The organism is Synechococcus sp. BO 8801 (assembly GCF_002252675.1).
Taxonomy (GTDB): domain Bacteria; phylum Cyanobacteriota; class Cyanobacteriia; order PCC-6307; family Cyanobiaceae; genus Cyanobium.
In genome coordinates this window covers 69191-84333 of the sequence record NZ_NQKY01000012.1, presented here as the reverse complement: position 1 = coordinate 84333, position 15143 = coordinate 69191, and the positions used below count along the sequence as shown (strand labels likewise).

Annotated in this window: 24 protein-coding genes; 6 read left to right on the top strand and 18 right to left on the bottom strand. The window is 69.6% G+C overall.

Annotated elements, in window-relative coordinates:
• Both CJZ86_RS10440 and CJZ86_RS10435 read right to left on the bottom strand, forming a co-directional pair.
• Positions 1-1702, bottom strand: a 1702-nt coding sequence (locus CJZ86_RS10440; protein WP_143594133.1) for an AAA family ATPase, incomplete at its 3' end; no start/stop codon positions are given.
• Positions 1699-2862, bottom strand: a complete 1164-nt coding sequence (locus CJZ86_RS10435; RefSeq protein ID WP_094585884.1) for an exonuclease SbcCD subunit D — start codon at positions 2860-2862, stop codon at positions 1699-1701. The genes CJZ86_RS10435 and CJZ86_RS10440, both read right to left, overlap by 4 nt.
• Positions 2863-2909: 47 nt before the next feature.
• On the opposite strand from CJZ86_RS10435, the gene CJZ86_RS10430 reads away from it, so the two are divergent.
• Positions 2910-3578: a methyltransferase domain-containing protein gene (locus tag CJZ86_RS10430; protein ID WP_094585883.1), complete on the top strand. Its 669-nt coding sequence runs from the start codon at positions 2910-2912 to the stop codon at positions 3576-3578.
• On the opposite strand, the gene CJZ86_RS10425 is transcribed toward CJZ86_RS10430, so the two are convergent.
• From CJZ86_RS10425 to pdxH, 3 genes are read right to left on the bottom strand one after another with little or no spacing between them, the layout of a single operon-like run.
• Positions 3564-4115 carry a rhodanese-like domain-containing protein gene (locus CJZ86_RS10425; protein WP_094585882.1) on the bottom strand — a complete coding sequence of 184 codons (552 nt, stop codon included), beginning with the start codon at positions 4113-4115 and terminating at the stop codon, positions 3564-3566. The genes CJZ86_RS10430 and CJZ86_RS10425 overlap by 15 nt on opposite strands.
• A gap of 56 nt (positions 4116-4171) precedes the next feature.
• A complete protein-coding gene (locus tag CJZ86_RS10420; RefSeq protein WP_094585881.1) occupies positions 4172-5293 on the bottom strand; it encodes an MBL fold metallo-hydrolase in 1122 nt (373 codons plus the stop codon).
• Between the two features lie 44 nt (positions 5294-5337).
• Positions 5338-5991: a pyridoxamine 5'-phosphate oxidase gene (gene pdxH, locus CJZ86_RS10415; RefSeq protein WP_094585880.1), complete on the bottom strand. Its 654-nt coding sequence runs from the start codon at positions 5989-5991 to the stop codon at positions 5338-5340.
• Positions 5992-6091: 100 nt separating this feature from the next.
• Between pdxH and CJZ86_RS10410 the strand changes: the two genes are divergently transcribed.
• The gene (locus tag CJZ86_RS10410) at positions 6092-6301 is read left to right on the top strand and encodes an antitoxin MazE family protein (RefSeq protein ID WP_094585879.1); all 210 of its coding nucleotides are present in this window, start codon (positions 6092-6094) and stop codon (positions 6299-6301) included.
• Positions 6302-6511: 210 nt separating this feature from the next.
• Here the strand turns inward: CJZ86_RS10410 and CJZ86_RS10405 are convergent, their stop codons facing one another.
• The 3 genes from CJZ86_RS10405 to CJZ86_RS10395 form a co-directional block, all read right to left on the bottom strand.
• Positions 6512-6682: a CopG family ribbon-helix-helix protein gene (locus tag CJZ86_RS10405; RefSeq protein WP_233133964.1), complete on the bottom strand. Its 171-nt coding sequence runs from the start codon at positions 6680-6682 to the stop codon at positions 6512-6514.
• A gap of 393 nt (positions 6683-7075) precedes the next feature.
• On the bottom strand, positions 7076-7594 hold the full coding sequence (locus CJZ86_RS10400; RefSeq protein WP_094585877.1) for a GNAT family N-acetyltransferase: 519 nt from the start codon (positions 7592-7594) through the stop codon (positions 7076-7078).
• On the bottom strand, positions 7591-7875 hold the full coding sequence (locus CJZ86_RS10395; protein ID WP_094585876.1) for a type II toxin-antitoxin system TacA family antitoxin: 285 nt from the start codon (positions 7873-7875) through the stop codon (positions 7591-7593). Before CJZ86_RS10395 ends, CJZ86_RS10400 begins: the two co-directional genes overlap by 4 nt.
• A 93-nt stretch (positions 7876-7968) precedes the next feature.
• Between CJZ86_RS10395 and CJZ86_RS10390 the strand changes: the two genes are divergently transcribed.
• On the top strand, positions 7969-8337 hold the full coding sequence (locus CJZ86_RS10390; RefSeq protein ID WP_094585875.1) for a hypothetical protein: 369 nt from the start codon (positions 7969-7971) through the stop codon (positions 8335-8337).
• Positions 8338-8355: 18 nt separating this feature from the next.
• On the opposite strand, the gene CJZ86_RS17345 is transcribed toward CJZ86_RS10390, so the two are convergent.
• From CJZ86_RS17345 to psbA, 6 genes are all read right to left on the bottom strand, one after another.
• Positions 8356-8499: a PIN domain-containing protein gene (locus CJZ86_RS17345; protein ID WP_233133963.1), complete on the bottom strand. Its 144-nt coding sequence runs from the start codon at positions 8497-8499 to the stop codon at positions 8356-8358.
• A gap of 214 nt (positions 8500-8713) precedes the next feature.
• Positions 8714-8962: a FitA-like ribbon-helix-helix domain-containing protein gene (locus CJZ86_RS10380; RefSeq protein WP_094585874.1), complete on the bottom strand. Its 249-nt coding sequence runs from the start codon at positions 8960-8962 to the stop codon at positions 8714-8716.
• A gap of 199 nt (positions 8963-9161) precedes the next feature.
• Complete coding sequence (locus CJZ86_RS10375; protein WP_094585873.1) at positions 9162-9563, bottom strand: PIN domain-containing protein; 402 nt, start codon at positions 9561-9563, stop codon at positions 9162-9164.
• Positions 9563-9793, bottom strand: coding sequence for an AbrB/MazE/SpoVT family DNA-binding domain-containing protein (locus tag CJZ86_RS10370; protein WP_094585872.1), 231 nt, complete (start codon positions 9791-9793; stop codon positions 9563-9565). The genes CJZ86_RS10375 and CJZ86_RS10370 overlap by 1 nt, the downstream gene beginning before the upstream one ends.
• Positions 9794-9905: 112 nt before the next feature.
• On the bottom strand, positions 9906-10439 hold the full coding sequence (locus CJZ86_RS10365) for a cytochrome b/b6 domain-containing protein (protein ID WP_094585871.1): 534 nt from the start codon (positions 10437-10439) through the stop codon (positions 9906-9908).
• Positions 10440-10547: 108 nt separating this feature from the next.
• Positions 10548-11627 carry a photosystem II q(b) protein gene (gene psbA / locus CJZ86_RS10360; protein WP_094585870.1) on the bottom strand — a complete coding sequence of 360 codons (1080 nt, stop codon included), beginning with the start codon at positions 11625-11627 and terminating at the stop codon, positions 10548-10550.
• Between the two features lie 127 nt (positions 11628-11754).
• On the opposite strand from psbA, the gene CJZ86_RS10355 reads away from it, so the two are divergent.
• Positions 11755-12282: a DUF3122 domain-containing protein gene (locus CJZ86_RS10355; protein WP_233133962.1), complete on the top strand. Its 528-nt coding sequence runs from the start codon at positions 11755-11757 to the stop codon at positions 12280-12282.
• Positions 12283-12304: 22 nt separating this feature from the next.
• Here CJZ86_RS10355 and CJZ86_RS10350 read toward each other — a convergent pair whose 3' ends face one another.
• Positions 12305-12496: a Thivi_2564 family membrane protein gene (locus CJZ86_RS10350; RefSeq protein WP_094585869.1), complete on the bottom strand. Its 192-nt coding sequence runs from the start codon at positions 12494-12496 to the stop codon at positions 12305-12307.
• A gap of 182 nt (positions 12497-12678) precedes the next feature.
• On the opposite strand from CJZ86_RS10350, the gene CJZ86_RS10345 reads away from it, so the two are divergent.
• Positions 12679-13485: a sigma-70 family RNA polymerase sigma factor gene (locus CJZ86_RS10345; RefSeq protein ID WP_158219548.1), complete on the top strand. Its 807-nt coding sequence runs from the start codon at positions 12679-12681 to the stop codon at positions 13483-13485.
• Positions 13486-13504: 19 nt separating this feature from the next.
• Here the strand turns inward: CJZ86_RS10345 and CJZ86_RS16775 are convergent, their stop codons facing one another.
• Complete coding sequence (locus tag CJZ86_RS16775) at positions 13505-13651, bottom strand: lmo0937 family membrane protein (protein ID WP_143594130.1); 147 nt, start codon at positions 13649-13651, stop codon at positions 13505-13507.
• Positions 13652-13715: 64 nt separating this feature from the next.
• The gene (locus tag CJZ86_RS10340) at positions 13716-14042 is read right to left on the bottom strand and encodes a CsbD family protein (RefSeq protein ID WP_233133961.1); all 327 of its coding nucleotides are present in this window, start codon (positions 14040-14042) and stop codon (positions 13716-13718) included.
• Positions 14043-14277: 235 nt separating this feature from the next.
• Between CJZ86_RS10340 and CJZ86_RS10335 the strand changes: the two genes are divergently transcribed.
• The gene (locus CJZ86_RS10335) at positions 14278-14853 is read left to right on the top strand and encodes a TMEM175 family protein (protein ID WP_094585867.1); all 576 of its coding nucleotides are present in this window, start codon (positions 14278-14280) and stop codon (positions 14851-14853) included.
• A gap of 13 nt (positions 14854-14866) precedes the next feature.
• On the opposite strand, the gene CJZ86_RS10330 is transcribed toward CJZ86_RS10335, so the two are convergent.
• A complete protein-coding gene (locus CJZ86_RS10330; RefSeq protein WP_094585866.1) occupies positions 14867-15142 on the bottom strand; it encodes an MSMEG_0570 family nitrogen starvation response protein in 276 nt (91 codons plus the stop codon).
• Position 15143: the final 1 nt, after the last annotated feature.

Here is a 15143-nt window from a genome sequence, read left to right as displayed (position 1 = left end):
CCGCCTGCGCCGCCTGGGTGGCCGCGGCCAGGCTCCGTTCCGCGGCGGTGATCGTCCCGTCATCGACCGCGTCAGCGGAGGGCCGGGCCGGCGCCGGGTGGTCGGTGGCGCCGCAGACAGGGCAGGGGGCTCCGGCGGCCAGCTCCCCGGCCAGCCGGGCGGCCATGCCCTCGATCTGGCGCCGCCGCAGTTCGTTGAGGTCGGCGGCCGCCGTGTTGACCTGGCGATCGGCCCCGTTCCTGGCGACCTCGGCCGCGTGCTGTCGCTCCCGGGCCGGGGCGATCGCTTCAGCGGCAACGGCACGGCCTTCGGCCTCCCTGGCGGCCCGCTGCAGGCCTTCGAGCTGGTCGCGGGCGCTGCGGGCCTGGGCGAGCAGCGCCAGTTCCCGCTCCTGCTCCGCCGCCAGCCGCTCCTGCTGCAAGGCGGCCGTCGCCCGCCCGGCCTCGGCCTCACCGGCCCGCTGGCTGGCGGCGGACGCGGCCCCCCCGGCCTGGGCGGCCTCCTCGGCCTTCTTCGCCAGCTCCCGCACCTCGGCCCCCCGGGCGGCCAGGTCGGCACCGGCCGACGCGAGGGCTTCGGAGTTGGGCAAGGCCACCAGATCCAGCCCCAGCACCGACGGCGGCAGCGCCTGGGCGACGTCCCTGGCCTGGCGTGCGGCGCGCAGCTGCTCCTGCAGCCCCTGCTCCACCAGGGCGAGGGACTGGCGGGCCCCCTGCTCGGCCCCCAGGCTGGAGCGCAGGCGTTCGGCCCGCTCCGCCAGGGCGAGCTTCTGGCGGTACGCCTCCACCGTCTCCTTTTTGGCCTCCAGCTCGCCCAGCAGGGTGGTGGCGGCGGCGCGCCGGTCGAAGCGGTCCGCCTGCGCCGCCAGGGCCGCCTGGCTTGCCTGGGCCGCCTTCAGGCTGGTGGAGGCCGACTGCAGGGCGGCCTCGGTGCCCTGCACCACCTCACCGATCTGCCCCATCAGCGCCTCAATGCCGGCCTGATCGGCCGGGGGCTCGGCCGGTTCGGTCCCCTCCGGCGGCTCAGGAGCGTGGGGAGCCCAGGCGTCGGCCGCCCGGCGCCGCAGCACCTCCTGCTCCCGGGCCTGGTCCAGCGCCAGGTTCCGCGCCGCGCGGGCCTGGTCTTCGAGCCACCAGCCGGCCCGCTCGTAGATCACCGTGTCGAAGAGCGTCTTGAGCAGGGCTTCGCGCTCCTCGGCCTTGGCCCGCAGCACCTCGGCGAAGCGCCCCTGGGGCAGCAGGATCACCTGGCGGAACTGGGCGGCGCTGAGCCCCACCAGGTGTTCCACCTCCCGGGTCACTTCGGTGGTCTTCGCCGCCACGGCTTGCTCCGGTGCCCCGGCGTCCAGCCGGAACAGGACCGCCTGGGGCGGCTTCTCGGTGGTGCCCTGGCCGCGGGCCTTGGGGGCGGTGTGGGCGGGGGTGCGCTCCACCCGGTAGCGGGCGGCGCCGCAGGAGAACTCCAGGCTCACCCGGGGCACGGCGCCGGGGGCGGCGTGGTCGGAGCGGAGGCCCTTGACGCTGCGGTCGCCCGACACCTCGCCGTAGAGGGCGAAGCAGAGGGCATCGAGCAGGAAGGTCTTGCCGGCGCCGGTGGTGCCGTGGATCAGGAACAGCCCCTCGGCGGCCAGCTCGTCGAAGTCGATCGCCACCGGATCGGCGTAGGGCCCGAAGGCCTCGATCGCCAGCCGGTGCGGCTTCACCGCTCCCCTCCCCGTTCCGCCGCCGCCAGGGCCGCCCGCAGCAGCTCGGCCTCGGGCTCGCCGGGCGGCTGGCCCTGCTGGTCGCTGAAGAAGGCGGTGGCCAGCTCCAGCGGCGAGCGGGCCTGGCGCACCTGGCGGTGGCGCTCGGCCTCGCCGGCGCGGGCCAGCTCCGGTGGCTCGTGGCGCAGCTCGGCGATGTGGGGAAAGCGGGCCCGCAGCCGGGCCATGGCCTGCAGGGGCAGGGTGTCGTCGGTGAGGATCGCCCGCACCCGCGCCTCGCTGGCGGCGGCGTGGGCAGGGTCTGAGCAGAGCTGCTCGATGGGGCCCCGCAGGGTGCACAGGCGCCGGCCCACCCCCAGGGGCACCACCTCCACGGAGGGCGTGCCGTCGGCGGCCAGCTCCACGATCCGCACCGACTTGGCCTGCCGCTCCTCGGAGAAGGAATAGGCCAGGGGGGTGCCCGAGTAGGCCACCCGTGGGCCGTCCAGCTGCTGGGAGGCGTGCAGGTGGCCCAGGGCCACGTAATCGAAGCCCTCGAAGGCCGCCACGCTCACCCGGTCGACGTTGCCGATGGTGAGCTCCCGCTCTGACTCCGACGTCTCGCCGCCCGCCACGAAGGTGTGGGCCACCAGCACCGAACGGTGCGGCGGCCGTTCGCGGCGGTCGGCGTGGATCCGCTCGATGGCCAGCCGGGTCACCTCTTCGTGGCGCAGGCGCACCGGTGCCCCGGCCAGGGCCGGACCGACCACCGCCGGCTCCAGGTAGGGCAGGGGATAGATGGCCACCGGCGTGCCGCCGTCCCGGGGTGTCACCAGCACCGGCTCGGTGGCCCGGCCCACATCGCCCCGCACCGTCACCCCGAAGGCCGAGAGCAGTGGGTCGTACACCGACACCCGCACATGGGAATCGTGGTTGCCGGCGATGGCCACCACGGCGGTGCCATCCCGGCTCAGCTGGGCCAGGGCCTTGTTGAACAGCTCCACCGCCTCGGAAGGTGGGATGGCCCGGTCGTAGAGGTCGCCGGCGATCAGCACCGCATCGACGGCATGCTCCCGCGCCAGTTGGGCGATCCGCTCGATCGCCGCCTCCTGCTCCTCCAGCAGCGAGGCGCCGTGGAAGCTGCGGCCCAGGTGCCAGTCGGAGGTGTGCAGCAGGCGCATCCGGTCAGGCTAGGGAGACACCCGGCGCGGGGGGCCATGCTGGAGCCATGAACCCCTCCACGCCGGCCTCCACCGCTGAGCCAGGCCACTGGGACCAGCGCTACCGCCAGGGCACGGACGGCTGGGAACTGGGCCGGCCGGCTCCGCCGCTGGAGCGGTTCCTGCGCAGCCATCCGCTGGCCCCCCGGCCCCCCGGCCAGGTGCTGGTGCCGGGCTGCGGCCGCGGCCATGAGGCCGCCCTGCTCGAGCAGCTCGGCTTCGCGGCCATCGGCCTGGATTTCAGCAGCGAGGCCCTTGCCGAAGCCCGCGGCCTCCATGGCCCGGAGCGGGCGGGTCTGCGCTGGCTGCAGGCCGACCTGTTCGACCAGCAGGCCCTGGAGGCGGCGGGTCTGACGTCTGGAAGCCTCCGCGGGATCGTGGAGCACACCTGCTTCTGCGCCATCGATCCGGGCCGCCGTGACGCCTACATCGCCACCGTCTGCCGGCTGCTGGCGCCGGGCGGCTGGCTGCTGGGGCTGTTCTGGTGCCATGGCAACCCGGGCGGTCCGCCCTGGGGCAGCGACCCCGAGGTGGTGGCCGCCCAGCTGGGCCGGGCGGGCCTGGTGGCTGAGCTCTGGGAGCCGGCCACCGGCTCGGTGGACCAGCGCCAGGACGAATGGATCGGCCTGTGGCGCCGGCCGATTTCGCCCGGAGGCGGCGGATCAGCCCCGGCCTGAGCCGAGCGACACCCGGTTCCAGGGCATCACGGCCAGCAGCCTGGCCATGCCGCAGAAGCCGGAGACGCCCGCAAAGGTGAGCCCGGCGCCCACGAAGCCGCTCAGCCAGATCCAGCCGGGGGCCACGGCCTGGGACAGGATCACCCCCAGCAGCACCAGGCTGCCGGCGACGATCTGCACCTGGCGCATCAGCGGCAGCGGCGCCCCCTTGAGCTTGCGCACCGGGAAGCCGGCCTGCTGCCAGGCGGGCACGCCACCGAGCAGGTCGGCGACGGGGTGGGGATGGCCCTGCTGGAGCAGCTGGGCGAGGCCCTTGGCGCTGCGGTTGCCGCTCTGGCAGACCAGCACCAGCGGGCCGCGGGGCAGGTCGGCCTGGGCCAGGCGGGAGAGGGGCACGTTGAGGCTGCCGGCGATGTGGCCGGTGGCGAACTCCATCGGCTCGCGCACATCGATCACGGTGACCTCACCGGAGGCCAGCCGTTCGGCGAGGTCGTGGGCGCCCAGGCGGCTGGGGGTGGTCACAGGTGTGCTGGTCATGGTTGTGGGGGTCATGGAGGGAGGGAGGAATGGGATGAAAATCAGTGGCAAGCGCTTCAGGCCTGGACGACCCCCTCCAGGGGGAAGCCCTCGGCGGCCCAGCGGCTCAGGCCGCCGTGGAGGTTGGCGACCTGCTGGCGGCCGGCCTTGAGCAGCTGCTGGGTGGCCAGCGCCGAGCGGCTGCCCGAATGGCAGACCACCACCAGCGGGCGACCTGAGGGGATCTCGCCGCAGCGGCTCTCCAGCTCCGGCAGGGGGATCAGCAGGCTGCCGGCCACGCGCCCGTCGGGCCCGTCGAACTCCTCGGCGGAGCGCACATCCAGCACCGTGACATCGCCGCGGTGGGCGGCCACCCAGGCCGGGCTGAGTTCGGGCAGCCCGGCATAGCTGCGGGCCATCGGCGCCCAGGCGGGCGCGGCGCTGGCGTCGCGGGGCTTGCCGGAGCGCATGTTGCCCGGCAGGGCCTGGGCGATCCGGTGGGGATGGGGCAGGCGCATGTTCTCCATGTGGCCCACGAAGTCCCGCTCGGTGGCGTTGCCGCCGAGGCGGGCGTTGAAGGCCTTCTCCTCGGTGACGGAGGTGACGCTGCGGCCGGTGTAGTCGTGCCCGGGGTAGAGCAGGCAGTGGTCGGGGAGGGTGAGGATCTGCCCGGTGATCGAGGCCCAGAGGGTGTGGGCGTTGCCCTGCTGAAAGTCGCAGCGGCCGCAGCCGCGCACCAGCAGGGCGTCGCCGGTGAAGGCCATCGTGTGGTCGTCGAGGACGAAGGTGAGGCAGCCGTCGGTGTGGCCGGGGGTGGCGCGCACCTCCACATGGCGGCCGCCGAAGAGGACGCGATCGCCGTGCTTCAGGGGGCGGGTGACGTTCTCGGCGCCGACGCTGGCCGCCAGGCCGATGGCGCAGCCGGTGGCCTCGTGCATCAGCCAGCTGCCGGTCACGTGGTCGGCATGGGCGTGGGTGTCGATCGCGGCCACCAGCTCGAGGCCCAGTTCCCGGATCAGCGCCAGGTCGCGGTCGTGCCGCTCGAAGACCGAATCGATCAGCAGAGCCTGGCGGCTGGCCACATCCGCCAGCAGATAGGTGAAGGTGCCGGTGTCGGCGTCGAACAGCTGGCGGAACAGCAGCGGCTCACCCCCGGCGGCAGCGAGGAGGGACAGGGAGGGCGCGGGTGCGACGGCCATCGGTACTCAGGCATCAAGTGCTATGAGCATAGCCGCATAATGCCTCAGGGCGCCAGCCGCTCGATGGTCCAGGCCCCGCCCTCGGGCCGGTAGCGGAAGCGATCGTGCAGGCGGTTGCTGCGGCCCTGCCAGAACTCGAACTCGAACGGCACCACCCGCAGACCACCCCAGGCCGGCGGCAGCGGCACCTCGCCATCGGCGAAGCGGCGCTTCATGGCGTCCCACTGCATCTCCAGGATCGAGCGGGAGCTGATCACGGTGCTCTGCTGCGACACCCAGGCCCCCAGCCGGCTGCCGACGGGGCGCGAGACGAAGTAGGCCAGCGATTCGGCGGCGCTGATGCGCTCGGCCCGGCCCAGGATGGCCACCTGCCGCTCCAGCCCGTACCAGGGGAACAGCAGGCTCACCTCCGGGTGGGCGCCGATCTCGCTGGCCTTGCGGCTTTCGTAGTGGGTGAAGAAGACGAAGCCCCGTTCGTCGAAGGCCTTGAGCAGCACCGTGCGGGCGCTGGGGCGCACCCCATCGCTGGTGCCCAGCACCATGGCGTTGGGCTCGTCCAGAGCGGCGGCCACCGCCTGATCGAACCAGCGCCGGAACTGCGCCACCGGATCGGCCGCCAGATCCCCCCGCCGCAGGTCCTGGCTCCGGTAGTCGCGGCGCAGCTGGGCGGGGTCGGTGGGGGTGGCTGGATCGCCCATGGCCAGCCGTCGCGCGGCGTCGTGCTTGCACCAGCCTGGGGCCTGCGGCGCCATGGGTCAGCCCTCCTATCGTGCTACCTGCCACCGCAGGTGGGAGTCCATGGATCCAGCGACGGACGGCGACGCCCACCAGCGGCTGCGTTCCCAGGGGTTGCGGCCGATCCAGATCTGGGTGCCCGACGTGCGCTCGCCCCGGTTCACCACCGAGGCCCGTCGCCAGAGCCTGCTGGCCAATGCCGGCCCCCTGGAGGCCGAAGACCAGGCCTTTGCGGACGCCATCTCCATCTGGCCGGATCAGGTTCAGCAATGAATCGCGGTGAGATCTGGACCGTGGCGGGCAGGCCGGCTGCTGCTGGCCAGCTCACCACACTGCCTCGCGCATGGCTGGGTCGAAGGATCGGAATCCTCGATGACGCGCTTCTGGTGCGGCTGAATCGCTCCATCCTGGTCTTCCTGGGCCTGGCCCGCTGATCGTTTTCGGGGAAGGCATGGCCATGGGTTGCGGCGTCGACCACCAGCCTCACGCCACCAGGTGGAAGACGTCGTCATCGTTGAAGACCCCCTGGGCCTCGGCGTACGGAGCCATGGCGGCCCGGACCAGATCGCTGCGCGAGATCCCCTCTGCGGCCGTGACTTGGTCGAGCGCGTCCATGAGATCCGCCGGCAGGCTGATGGACATGATTTCACGCATGGCACCGAAAGGATGGTCTGAGCTTTCCGGCATCACTGGATTCTGATCACCAGCAACTCCTCGCTGACATCGAGGCCGCTGATCTGCGGAGCTCAGTCACGGGCTTGAAAGACCAGCGGATCAATTTTCGCGATTCCAGCGATGACCTCCAGACCATCTGATCTGCCGCGCTTTACAAGTCTTTGAACGTCTCTGTTCCCTGCTCAGCGCCTTCACGCTCACTGCAGTGGATCACTCCCTCGCGTCCGCAGTGCCGAACAACGATCCCGATGATCTCACCTTCGTAGGCATGGCAAAGAGCCTCTGCAGGGAACCTGGCCAGTTCCTCAATCAGGCTTTTCACGGTTCTCATTCGCGGAATCCGTTCTTTGATCTCTACTGAGCGTAGGGAACTCACCCCAGCGTCCGCAGGATGTCCTTCATCAGCAGCACCAGATGCAAGGGGTCAGTGGGGGACGGCTCAAACTCTGGAATCAGATGCAGATAGAACGCCCTGGCTGATGCGCTCTCGGCATGGACGAGCAGTCCCCTACAACCCACTTCGGAGCCGATCTGGGCTGTACGGCTGATCACATCCGCCAATAGAGCGGCACCGAGGCCTCGCCCTTCATGGTCAAGGTCGACACCGAGCCGGGCCAGCAGGGCAACGGGCTGGGGATAGCGGCCGGCACCCTTCCGCAGCCGTTGCGGAGCCTGGGCAGGAGTGATGCTGGCCATGCACCAGGCGTAGTAAGCCACCACATCACTGCCGCCGACTTCGTTGACCACGAACACCCTGCTGGTGCCTCCACGGGCATGGGCCTGGCGAGCGTGCTGCCTCAACCAGATCGTTTGCTCTTCTGATCGACATTCGAAACCGTCGAGGCGATCGGCGGCGGTCAGCAGGCGGGGCGACAGGTAATCGGCGCTCACCCCTGGAATGGTGAGGGCCGATCCATCAACTCGCGCAGGCCCTTCAGCGACCGTGCCGGTCGTTGGTTGATGCGCTCCCAGGCGTCGAGCGCCTCGGGGTCAAGGCGGAAGCCTTCGCGGTCGGCAAGCACCTGCTGGGCGGCCAGGCGCAGATGGGTGATCACGAATCCCGTGAGATCGGTGCCGGAAGCGGCAACTGCCCGATCAATCAGTTGGCGGTCTTCCGCCGTGGCCCGAACTTCCAGGCGCCGATCACGGGCGCGTGTGGGGGCGGTGTCCATCGGCCGGCCTCTTTGTACGTCCATCGTACGGCCAGAACCATTCCTTGGTTGTGAGACACCGGTGGCACTTCCCTGTGCAGCCGCCCCAGCCCCTTGGCCACCCGCGCCGTCTACTCGTTCACTGGCTTTCCCGACGTGCCGGAGCGCCACCTTTATCTCCACCACGACGGCTACCCCACCGGCGCCGCCTGGCGCTTCGCCACGGCCCTGCGCCAGCGGCCGGAGCCGGAGGCCTTCGCGGCGGCCTTCCTGGCCAGCCAACCCGGCGCCGAACCCCTGGCCGCCCCCGCCCAGGCCGCCGATGCCGAGTACCGCTACCGGGTGCAGCTGCTGGCCGGCGGCGGCGCGCTGCAGGTGGCCTGCTGGCGGCGGCTGCCGGGCGGCACCACCTGGCAGCCCCGCTGCGGGCCGATGGCCCTGGAGCTGTTCATCCGGCGCTTCCTGCCCGGGGATCCGCTGTGAGCTGTTGTTGTGCCCGTGTCAGGGCACGGCGTGCTCCAACGGGCTCGCCAGCGTGGGGAAAGCCCGCAGCAGTTGGCGATCGGAGGTGATCAGGCGGGTCTGGAGTGCCAGGGCGGCCGCCACGAACTCACAGTCGTAGGCGCTGCAGTCGCTCGCCTCCACCCATGCAACAACGCTTCCGCCTGGCCCTGGAGCCTCAGCACCTGCTGGTGATCCAGCTGCCCGCGTCTCAGGTAACCGCTGAGCACGTTACGCAGCTCGCTGCGCCAGAGCACCGGAGCGGCCCATTCAGGTTCGTGAAGCAGCAGTGCCTCAGCCTTCTCGGTCTGGGGGCCTGGCAGCAACAGATAGGCCACCACGTTGGTGTCCACCACGATCACGGGCGGCCCTCGCGCTTGAAGGCATCGATCTGGTCGGGCGTGAACGCCGCTTCCGTCGGCAGGCTGCGGCGCAGGGCCCGGATCTGCTCCAGTCGCTCGGCGGCCGTGATGGCCTGGGGCGGAAGGGCTGCCTCCAGGCACACGATCGCTTCGTTGTTGAGGCTGCGGCGATGCTGCCTGGCCGCATGCTTCAGGCGGCCGTAGAGGTCGTCGGGGAGATTCTTGAGGGTGAGGCTCCTGGCCATGGCCGTTGCCGGGGCAGCGGCAACCATTCTGCAACCGAAACGGTGGCACCTGATCCTCCGTCGCACGGACTTCAAGACGCCGATCAGGGGTTGGGGATGCCAGCAGATTCGATCGGCCCTGAGACACCGATGGCCCTGGAGCGGTTCATCCGCCGCTTCCTGCCAGGTGAGCCGCTTGGATCAGGCCGTTGTGGTGGCCTCAGCCCAGCCAGTCCTGGGGAAGGTGGGCCAGGGAGCGGAATTCAGGATCCTTGTGCACCAGCACCGCCCCCTCCTGCTCAGCGGCGGCGGCGATCCAGGCATCGGCCACGGAGAGGGGATGGGTGGCCTTGATGGCCGCCGCCCGGTCCAGCAGGGCGTCACTGGCCGCCACCCAATCCAGGGGCAGGGAGCGCAGCTGGGCATCGGCGAGGCGGGCGACCCGTTCGCCTTCGTCCTTCCACACCCGGTAGAGCAACTCCATGCGGCTCATGAAGCACACCAGGCAGCTGTCCTGGCGGGCCTGGGAGCGCTGGAGCAGTTCCGCGACGCGTTCCGCGCCGGTTTCGTTGTCGCGCAGGGCCAGCAGGGCGGAGGTGTCAAGCAGCCAGCGGCCGGCCATCAGGCCTCCTGCTGGCGATCGTGGCGGCGTTCGGCGAGCAGACGGGTGGTGGCGCCTCCGGCGCCGGAGCCGCGGAAGGCGGTGATGGGATCCAGGGCAACGGGAACCACACGGATGGTCCCGTCGCCCTCCACGATCCATTCCAACCGCGTGGACGGACCCAGCTGGAAGCGTTCGCGGATCGGGGCCGGAACCACCGTCTGGCCGCGGGCGGTGATGGTGCTGCGCATCGCCTGAATTACTGCTGTTGAGTCATCGTAATTCAGTTGGCCTTGACCGGATGTGGAAGGGATAGCCACGCACGCCCACGGCCACCTGAGACACATCCCCGGGGCCGGACGTTCAGCCCCCCCGCTTCAGAAACCGCCGCACCTGTCCCGGCCAGTCGCCGGGCAGATCGCCCGGCCGCAGGGTCGTGCTGGCCATCGAGGCCAGCAGCGGCGTCCCCCCCAGCCGCAGACTTTCGCCCACGTGCAGCACCACGGCCAGGCCGATCAGCAGCCAGGCCACCAGATGCAGGCTGTAGGCCAGGTGGTGCAGCTGGCCGTCCCGCAGCCAGTCCTCCTGCATCAGCTTGCCGGTGGCCACCGCCAGCACCAGGGCCCCCAGGGCCATGGCGTTGGTGATGCGCTTCAGGCGCGGCCGGCCCAGGGTGAGGGCGTAGGCGGCGAAGACCAGGCCCAGGGGCAGCAGCAGGAAGCCCGCCTGGCCGTGCAGGTCGATCCAGCTGCCGGGCGGGGTGAAGGGCAGCCGCCCCCAGCGCCCGTCGTAGCGGCTGTAGACGAACAGCCCGCTCAGCCAGGCGGCCAGCACCAACAACGCCGTGACCCCGTGGGTCAGCCGCAGCAGGGAGGGTTGGTAGGGGGGGCGGGCCATCGCGTCAGCCGGCGGAGATCCATAGCGTGTCACGGCAAAAGGGCCCGGATCGCTCCGGGCCCGGCAGGTGCTCAGGGCGCCGATGGCTGGGCGGGGTTCAAAGCCCCACTAACCGATCGACGGCGCCGTGAGGGCCACGGGGGTGCTGGCGGCGGCCGCCAGATCGAGGGGGAAGTTGTGCACGTTGCGCTCGTGCATCGCCTCGATGCCCAGGCCGCCGCGGTTGAGGATGTCGGCCCAGGTGTCGACCACACGGCCCTGGTGATCCAGGATCGAGTGGTTGAAGTTCAGCCCGTTGAGGTTGAACGAGAAGCTCACCACCGCCAGGGCGGCGAACCAGATGCCGATCACCGGCCAGGCCGCCAGGAAGAAGTGGAGGCTGCGGCTGTTGTTGAAAGAGGCGTACTGGAAGATGAGCCGGCCGAAGTAGCCGTGGGCGGCCACGATGTTGTAGGTCTCCTCCTCCTGGCCGAACTTGTAGCCCCGGTTCTGGGACTCGGTTTCGGTGGTCTCCCGTACCAGGGAGCTGGTGACGAGCGAGCCATGCATGGCCGAGAACAGGGCGCCGCCGAAGATGCCCACCACCCCGAGCATGTGGAAGGGGTGCATGAGCACGTTGTGCTCGGCCTGCAGCACCAGCATGAAGTTGAAGGTGCCGGAGATGCCCAGGGGCATGGCATCGGAGAAGGAGCCCTGGCCGATGGCGTAGATCAGCAGCACGGCGGTGGCGGCGGCCACCGGGGCGGAGTAGGCCACGGCGATCCAGGGGCGCATGCCCAGGCGGTAGCTGAGCTCCCACTCCCGGCCCATCCAGCAGAAGATGCCGATCAGGAAGTGGAAGATGATCAGCTGGTAGGGGCCGCCGTTGTAGAGCCACTCGTCGAGGCTGGCGGCTTCCCAGATGGGGTAGAAGTGCAGGCCGATGGCGTTGCTCGAGGGCACGACGGCGGCGGTGATGATGTTGTTGCCGTAGAGCAGGCCGCCGGAGACGGGCTCGCGGATGCCGTCGATGTCGACGGGCGGGGCGCCGATGAAGGCGATGACGAAGCAGACGGTGGCCGTGAGCAGGGTGGGGATCATCAGTACGCCGAACCAGCCCACGTAGAGGCGGTTCTCGGTGCTGGTGACCCAATTCTTGAAGCGATCCCAGGGATGGACCCCGGAACGCGACAGGGTGGTGAGAGTCATGGCAGGACATCCGAAGATGGACAGACCGGGAGCGAAGGGCGGCGAGATCGCCTTGCGGCCATGTCGCTTGCCGCTGCCGGACGATAAAACGATAACGTTGAACGATCCCCGATCGGGGCTGCTCCCCATGCGTGCTTCTGCTCAACCTGTTTCGGGCTCCCCCGGCAGCGGCGTGCGGCCCTGGCTGGCGTCGTTGGCGGCCCTGCTCCTGGTGCTGCTGCTGACCCTGGCGCCCGGCCTGGCCCGGGCCGACGACGGCCAGCGCTGGAGCCTGCGCGACCGGGGCGACAACCGCTGGTCGATGAGGATCTTCGAGCAGCCCGATCCCGCCTACCCCAGCGGCGAGCGCCTGCGCCTCAGCGCCCTCACCCCGGGCATCGCCGTCGACCACAGCCGGCCCCTGCTGCTCAGCGACGGCGTCGGCGGCTCCTGGACCCTGGCCAACCGCAGTGAGGAGCTGGTGGCGGTCGGGGCCGGGGCCCTGCCGGAGAGCTCGGCCCAGTTCGACATGGCGGACCTGCTGCCCCGCCCGAGCGACGCCCTGCCCCTGGTGCTCAGCCTGCCCCTGGCGGGAGAGGAATCGACGGAGCTGGTGCTGGGCCCGGAGGAGACCCAGGCCCTGCACGCGATGCCCAGCGCCGTGGTCGACGGCTGAGGCTGCCGGCGACGGCCGTTCGTCAGCGGCCGATGCGGATGCTGCGCAGTGAATCCATCAGACCCAGGATGTTGAGGAGCCACACCACAACGGCGACCACCACGACAATGTTCAGGATGCGTTTGATCTTCCCGTCCATGGGGATGTAGTTGTTGACGAGCCACAGCAGAACCCCGACGACGATCAGGGTGATGATGAGCGAAATCAGCGTCATGGTGCGTTCTCCTGTGGGTTGCAACGGATACAAAAATTAGGCTATATCTCCATCGGTCTATGCATCTGGATGCTGCAGATCTGCCGCAGAACCGAATGTCGATCGTGACGATGTCTCTGCCATTCCTAAACTCGTAGGTGCCCCCTTTTCTGGTCGCCATGTCAGATTGTTTTGGGGACTATTTGCGCAGCATTGGTCGTATCCCCCTGCTGACGCCCGCCGAGGAATTGCATCTCGGCGCCCTGGTGCAGGACTGGCGCTCCCAGCCGGCCCCTGCCCCCAGCGAGGAACGGCGAGGCCGCCGCGCCTTCGCCCGCATGGTCACGGGCAACCTGCGCCTGGTGGTGTCGATCTGCAAGCAGCAGCACAACCGCATCCGCCAGATGCATCTGGATCCGATGGATCTGGTGCAGGCCGGCAACCTCGGCCTGATCCATGCGGTGGAGCGCTTCCTGCCCGAGCGCGGCTACAGGTTCTCCACCTACGGCTCCTGGTGGATCCGCCAGGCGGTGCACCGCCATCTCCAGGAAACGGCCGGTCTGATCCGGATCCCGCCCCAGATGGCGGCCCTGGCCCGCAAGGTGCATGCCCTGCGCCAAGCCTCCCCGGAGCCCCTGACGCTGGCATCGATCGGCGTCCAGCTGGGGGAGAGCCCGAGACGGCTGGAGACCGTGCTTCAGGCCTCCCACGACCTGCAGACCCTCTCCCTCGACCAGACCCTGGGCAGCACCGACGGGGAGGTGAGCCTGACGGATCTGATCGGCGATCCCAGCGAGCCCGGCCTTCAGGACGATTACCTGTGGCTGCACCGTGCCCTGCTCCAGTTGTCCCCTCTGGAGCGCCGGGTGCTACGTCTTCGCTATGCCGGCGCCGATTCCCCGTCGCTGGCGAAGATCGGCGAGGGCATCGGCCTGTCCAAGCACAAGGTGCAGCATCTGGAGCGCAAGGCCCTGTTGAAGATGCGGGGATGTCTGGCCGAGGAAGCCTGATCCGTGCGCCGAGGGCCTGTCATACGGTCCGACCACTGATCAGTCGGGCCGCAATCACGATCAGGGCAATGACCAGAAGCAGATGGATCAGGCCGCCCATGGTGTAAGACGTCACCAATCCGAGCAGCCAGAGAATCACCAGAATGACGGCGAGTGATTCCAGCATGGGGTCCTCCTTTCAATGGTGATGCGTTGGTGACGCGTCAGGGACGCGTAGGTGAATGGGCCGGTTACTTGATCTTGTCGGCCAGTTTGTCGGCGGCATCACTGGCCTTGCGGGCCGCGGCCTTGGTGCCGTCCTTGACAACTTCGGCCGCGTTCATCGCGGAGGCCTGCACCTGCTTGGCTTTGCCCTTCACCTGGTGACCCGTGTCACCGGTGATTTCGCCATAGGCCGATTCCATCTTGCCTTCGGCTTCCTTGGCTTTGGCGTTCATCTTGTTGGACATGGTGGCGATAGCGACGGGGGTGAGAGAGGGGGCATGGCTGGCCATGGCCGTGGCTGGCCACTGGATCATCAGGGAGACAACCAGGGCGGCCATGGAGGCCAGCGTCAACAGGCGTCTGCGGATGCGACATCTCATCGGATCTTGCTTCGAGGTGGTCAACCCTTCTCTACGGAGCGCGGAGCCCCGCGAAGATTTCTTTTCTCCCCATCTGCGGCGGCAGGAGGCGGCATCTCTCACCTGTTGAGTGGTGCCAGGCTGTCTGGACGATGTAGCGATTCATGTCCTTTCTGCAGCACTCTGCGTCGTTTCTGCCATAAGCAGCCAGATCCACTCACGGGCCCCCATGAACACCACCCGCCTGGAGGCCTTCAGCGACGGTGTGCTGGCCATCGTCATCACGATCATGGTGCTGGAGATCAAGGTGCCCCACGACACCCAACCGGCGGCCCTGGTGCCCCTGATCCCCGTCTTCCTGAGCTATCTGCTGAGCTTCATCTATATCGGCATCTACTGGAACAACCACCATCACATGCTGCACACCCTGCAGCGTGTCAGCGGCCCGGTGCTGCTGGCCAACCTGCATCTGCTGTTCTGGTTGTCGCTGGTGCCCTTCGCCACCGGCTGGATGGGCCAGAACCACCGGGCGATCGCTCCTGCGTTCCTCTATGGCGCCGTGATGGTGATGGCGGCCCTCGCCTATTTCATCCTTCAGGGCCGGATCATCGCCAGCCAGGGCCCCGACTCCCTGCTGCGCCGGGCCGTGGGCCGCGACTGGAAGGGACACACCTCCCTGACCCTCTATCTGGTGGCGATGCTGGCCAGCCTGCGCTCTCCGGCCGTTGGCCAAGCCGTCTATGCGCTGGTGGCCCTGATGTGGCTGGTCCCCGATCGGCGCATCGAGCGGGTGCTCTCCGACTAGCCGGTCCGGCCAACTAGGCGGCCTGGACGCTCACCAGCTCTTCGGCGGCGAAGGCTGCCGCCTGCTCCAGCAGGCGCCGTTCCTCCTCATCGGCCCGGGTGCAGGCGAAGCCGTAGCGGGCCCGCACCCGCTCGGAGGCCTGCCGCAGCGCCAGGGTGCCCTTGGTGCGCAGCTCCGCCACCGTCACGGTCTGGCCCGGGGCCAGGTGCTCGAGGATCACCGTGGACGGGGAATAGAGGCGGCTCCTGCCCCCATCCGGCCATTCCAGCGTCAGCTCCACTTCCGGCATG

Excerpts from the sequence above, each read along its gene's own strand:
- CJZ86_RS10435 (WP_094585884.1), bottom strand. The coding sequence starts at position 2,862 with ATGCGCCTGCTGCACACCTCCGACTGGCACCTGGGCCGCAGCTTCCAC.
- CJZ86_RS10430 (WP_094585883.1), top strand. The coding sequence starts at position 2,910 with ATGAACCCCTCCACGCCGGCCTCCACCGCTGAGCCAGGCCACTGGGAC.
- CJZ86_RS10425 (WP_094585882.1), bottom strand. The coding sequence starts at position 4,115 with ATGACCAGCACACCTGTGACCACCCCCAGCCGCCTGGGCGCCCACGAC.
- CJZ86_RS10420 (WP_094585881.1), bottom strand. The coding sequence starts at position 5,293 with ATGGCCGTCGCACCCGCGCCCTCCCTGTCCCTCCTCGCTGCCGCCGGG.
- pdxH (WP_094585880.1), bottom strand. The coding sequence starts at position 5,991 with ATGGGCGATCCAGCCACCCCCACCGACCCCGCCCAGCTGCGCCGCGAC.
- CJZ86_RS10410 (WP_094585879.1), top strand. The coding sequence starts at position 6,092 with ATGGATCCAGCGACGGACGGCGACGCCCACCAGCGGCTGCGTTCCCAG.
- CJZ86_RS10405 (WP_233133964.1), bottom strand. The coding sequence starts at position 6,682 with ATGCGTGAAATCATGTCCATCAGCCTGCCGGCGGATCTCATGGACGCG.
- CJZ86_RS10395 (WP_094585876.1), bottom strand. The coding sequence starts at position 7,875 with ATGGACACCGCCCCCACACGCGCCCGTGATCGGCGCCTGGAAGTTCGG.
- CJZ86_RS10380 (WP_094585874.1), bottom strand. The coding sequence starts at position 8,962 with ATGGCCAGGAGCCTCACCCTCAAGAATCTCCCCGACGACCTCTACGGC.
- CJZ86_RS10375 (WP_094585873.1), bottom strand. The coding sequence starts at position 9,563 with ATGGCCGGCCGCTGGCTGCTTGACACCTCCGCCCTGCTGGCCCTGCGC.
- CJZ86_RS10370 (WP_094585872.1), bottom strand. The coding sequence starts at position 9,793 with ATGCGCAGCACCATCACCGCCCGCGGCCAGACGGTGGTTCCGGCCCCG.
- CJZ86_RS10365 (WP_094585871.1), bottom strand. The coding sequence starts at position 10,439 with ATGGCCCGCCCCCCCTACCAACCCTCCCTGCTGCGGCTGACCCACGGG.
- psbA (WP_094585870.1), bottom strand. The coding sequence starts at position 11,627 with ATGACTCTCACCACCCTGTCGCGTTCCGGGGTCCATCCCTGGGATCGC.
- CJZ86_RS10355 (WP_233133962.1), top strand. The coding sequence starts at position 11,755 with ATGCGTGCTTCTGCTCAACCTGTTTCGGGCTCCCCCGGCAGCGGCGTG.
- CJZ86_RS10350 (WP_094585869.1), bottom strand. The coding sequence starts at position 12,496 with ATGACGCTGATTTCGCTCATCATCACCCTGATCGTCGTCGGGGTTCTG.
- CJZ86_RS16775 (WP_143594130.1), bottom strand. The coding sequence starts at position 13,651 with ATGCTGGAATCACTCGCCGTCATTCTGGTGATTCTCTGGCTGCTCGGA.
- CJZ86_RS10335 (WP_094585867.1), top strand. The coding sequence starts at position 14,278 with ATGAACACCACCCGCCTGGAGGCCTTCAGCGACGGTGTGCTGGCCATC.
- CJZ86_RS10330 (WP_094585866.1), bottom strand. The coding sequence starts at position 15,142 with ATGCCGGAAGTGGAGCTGACGCTGGAATGGCCGGATGGGGGCAGGAGC.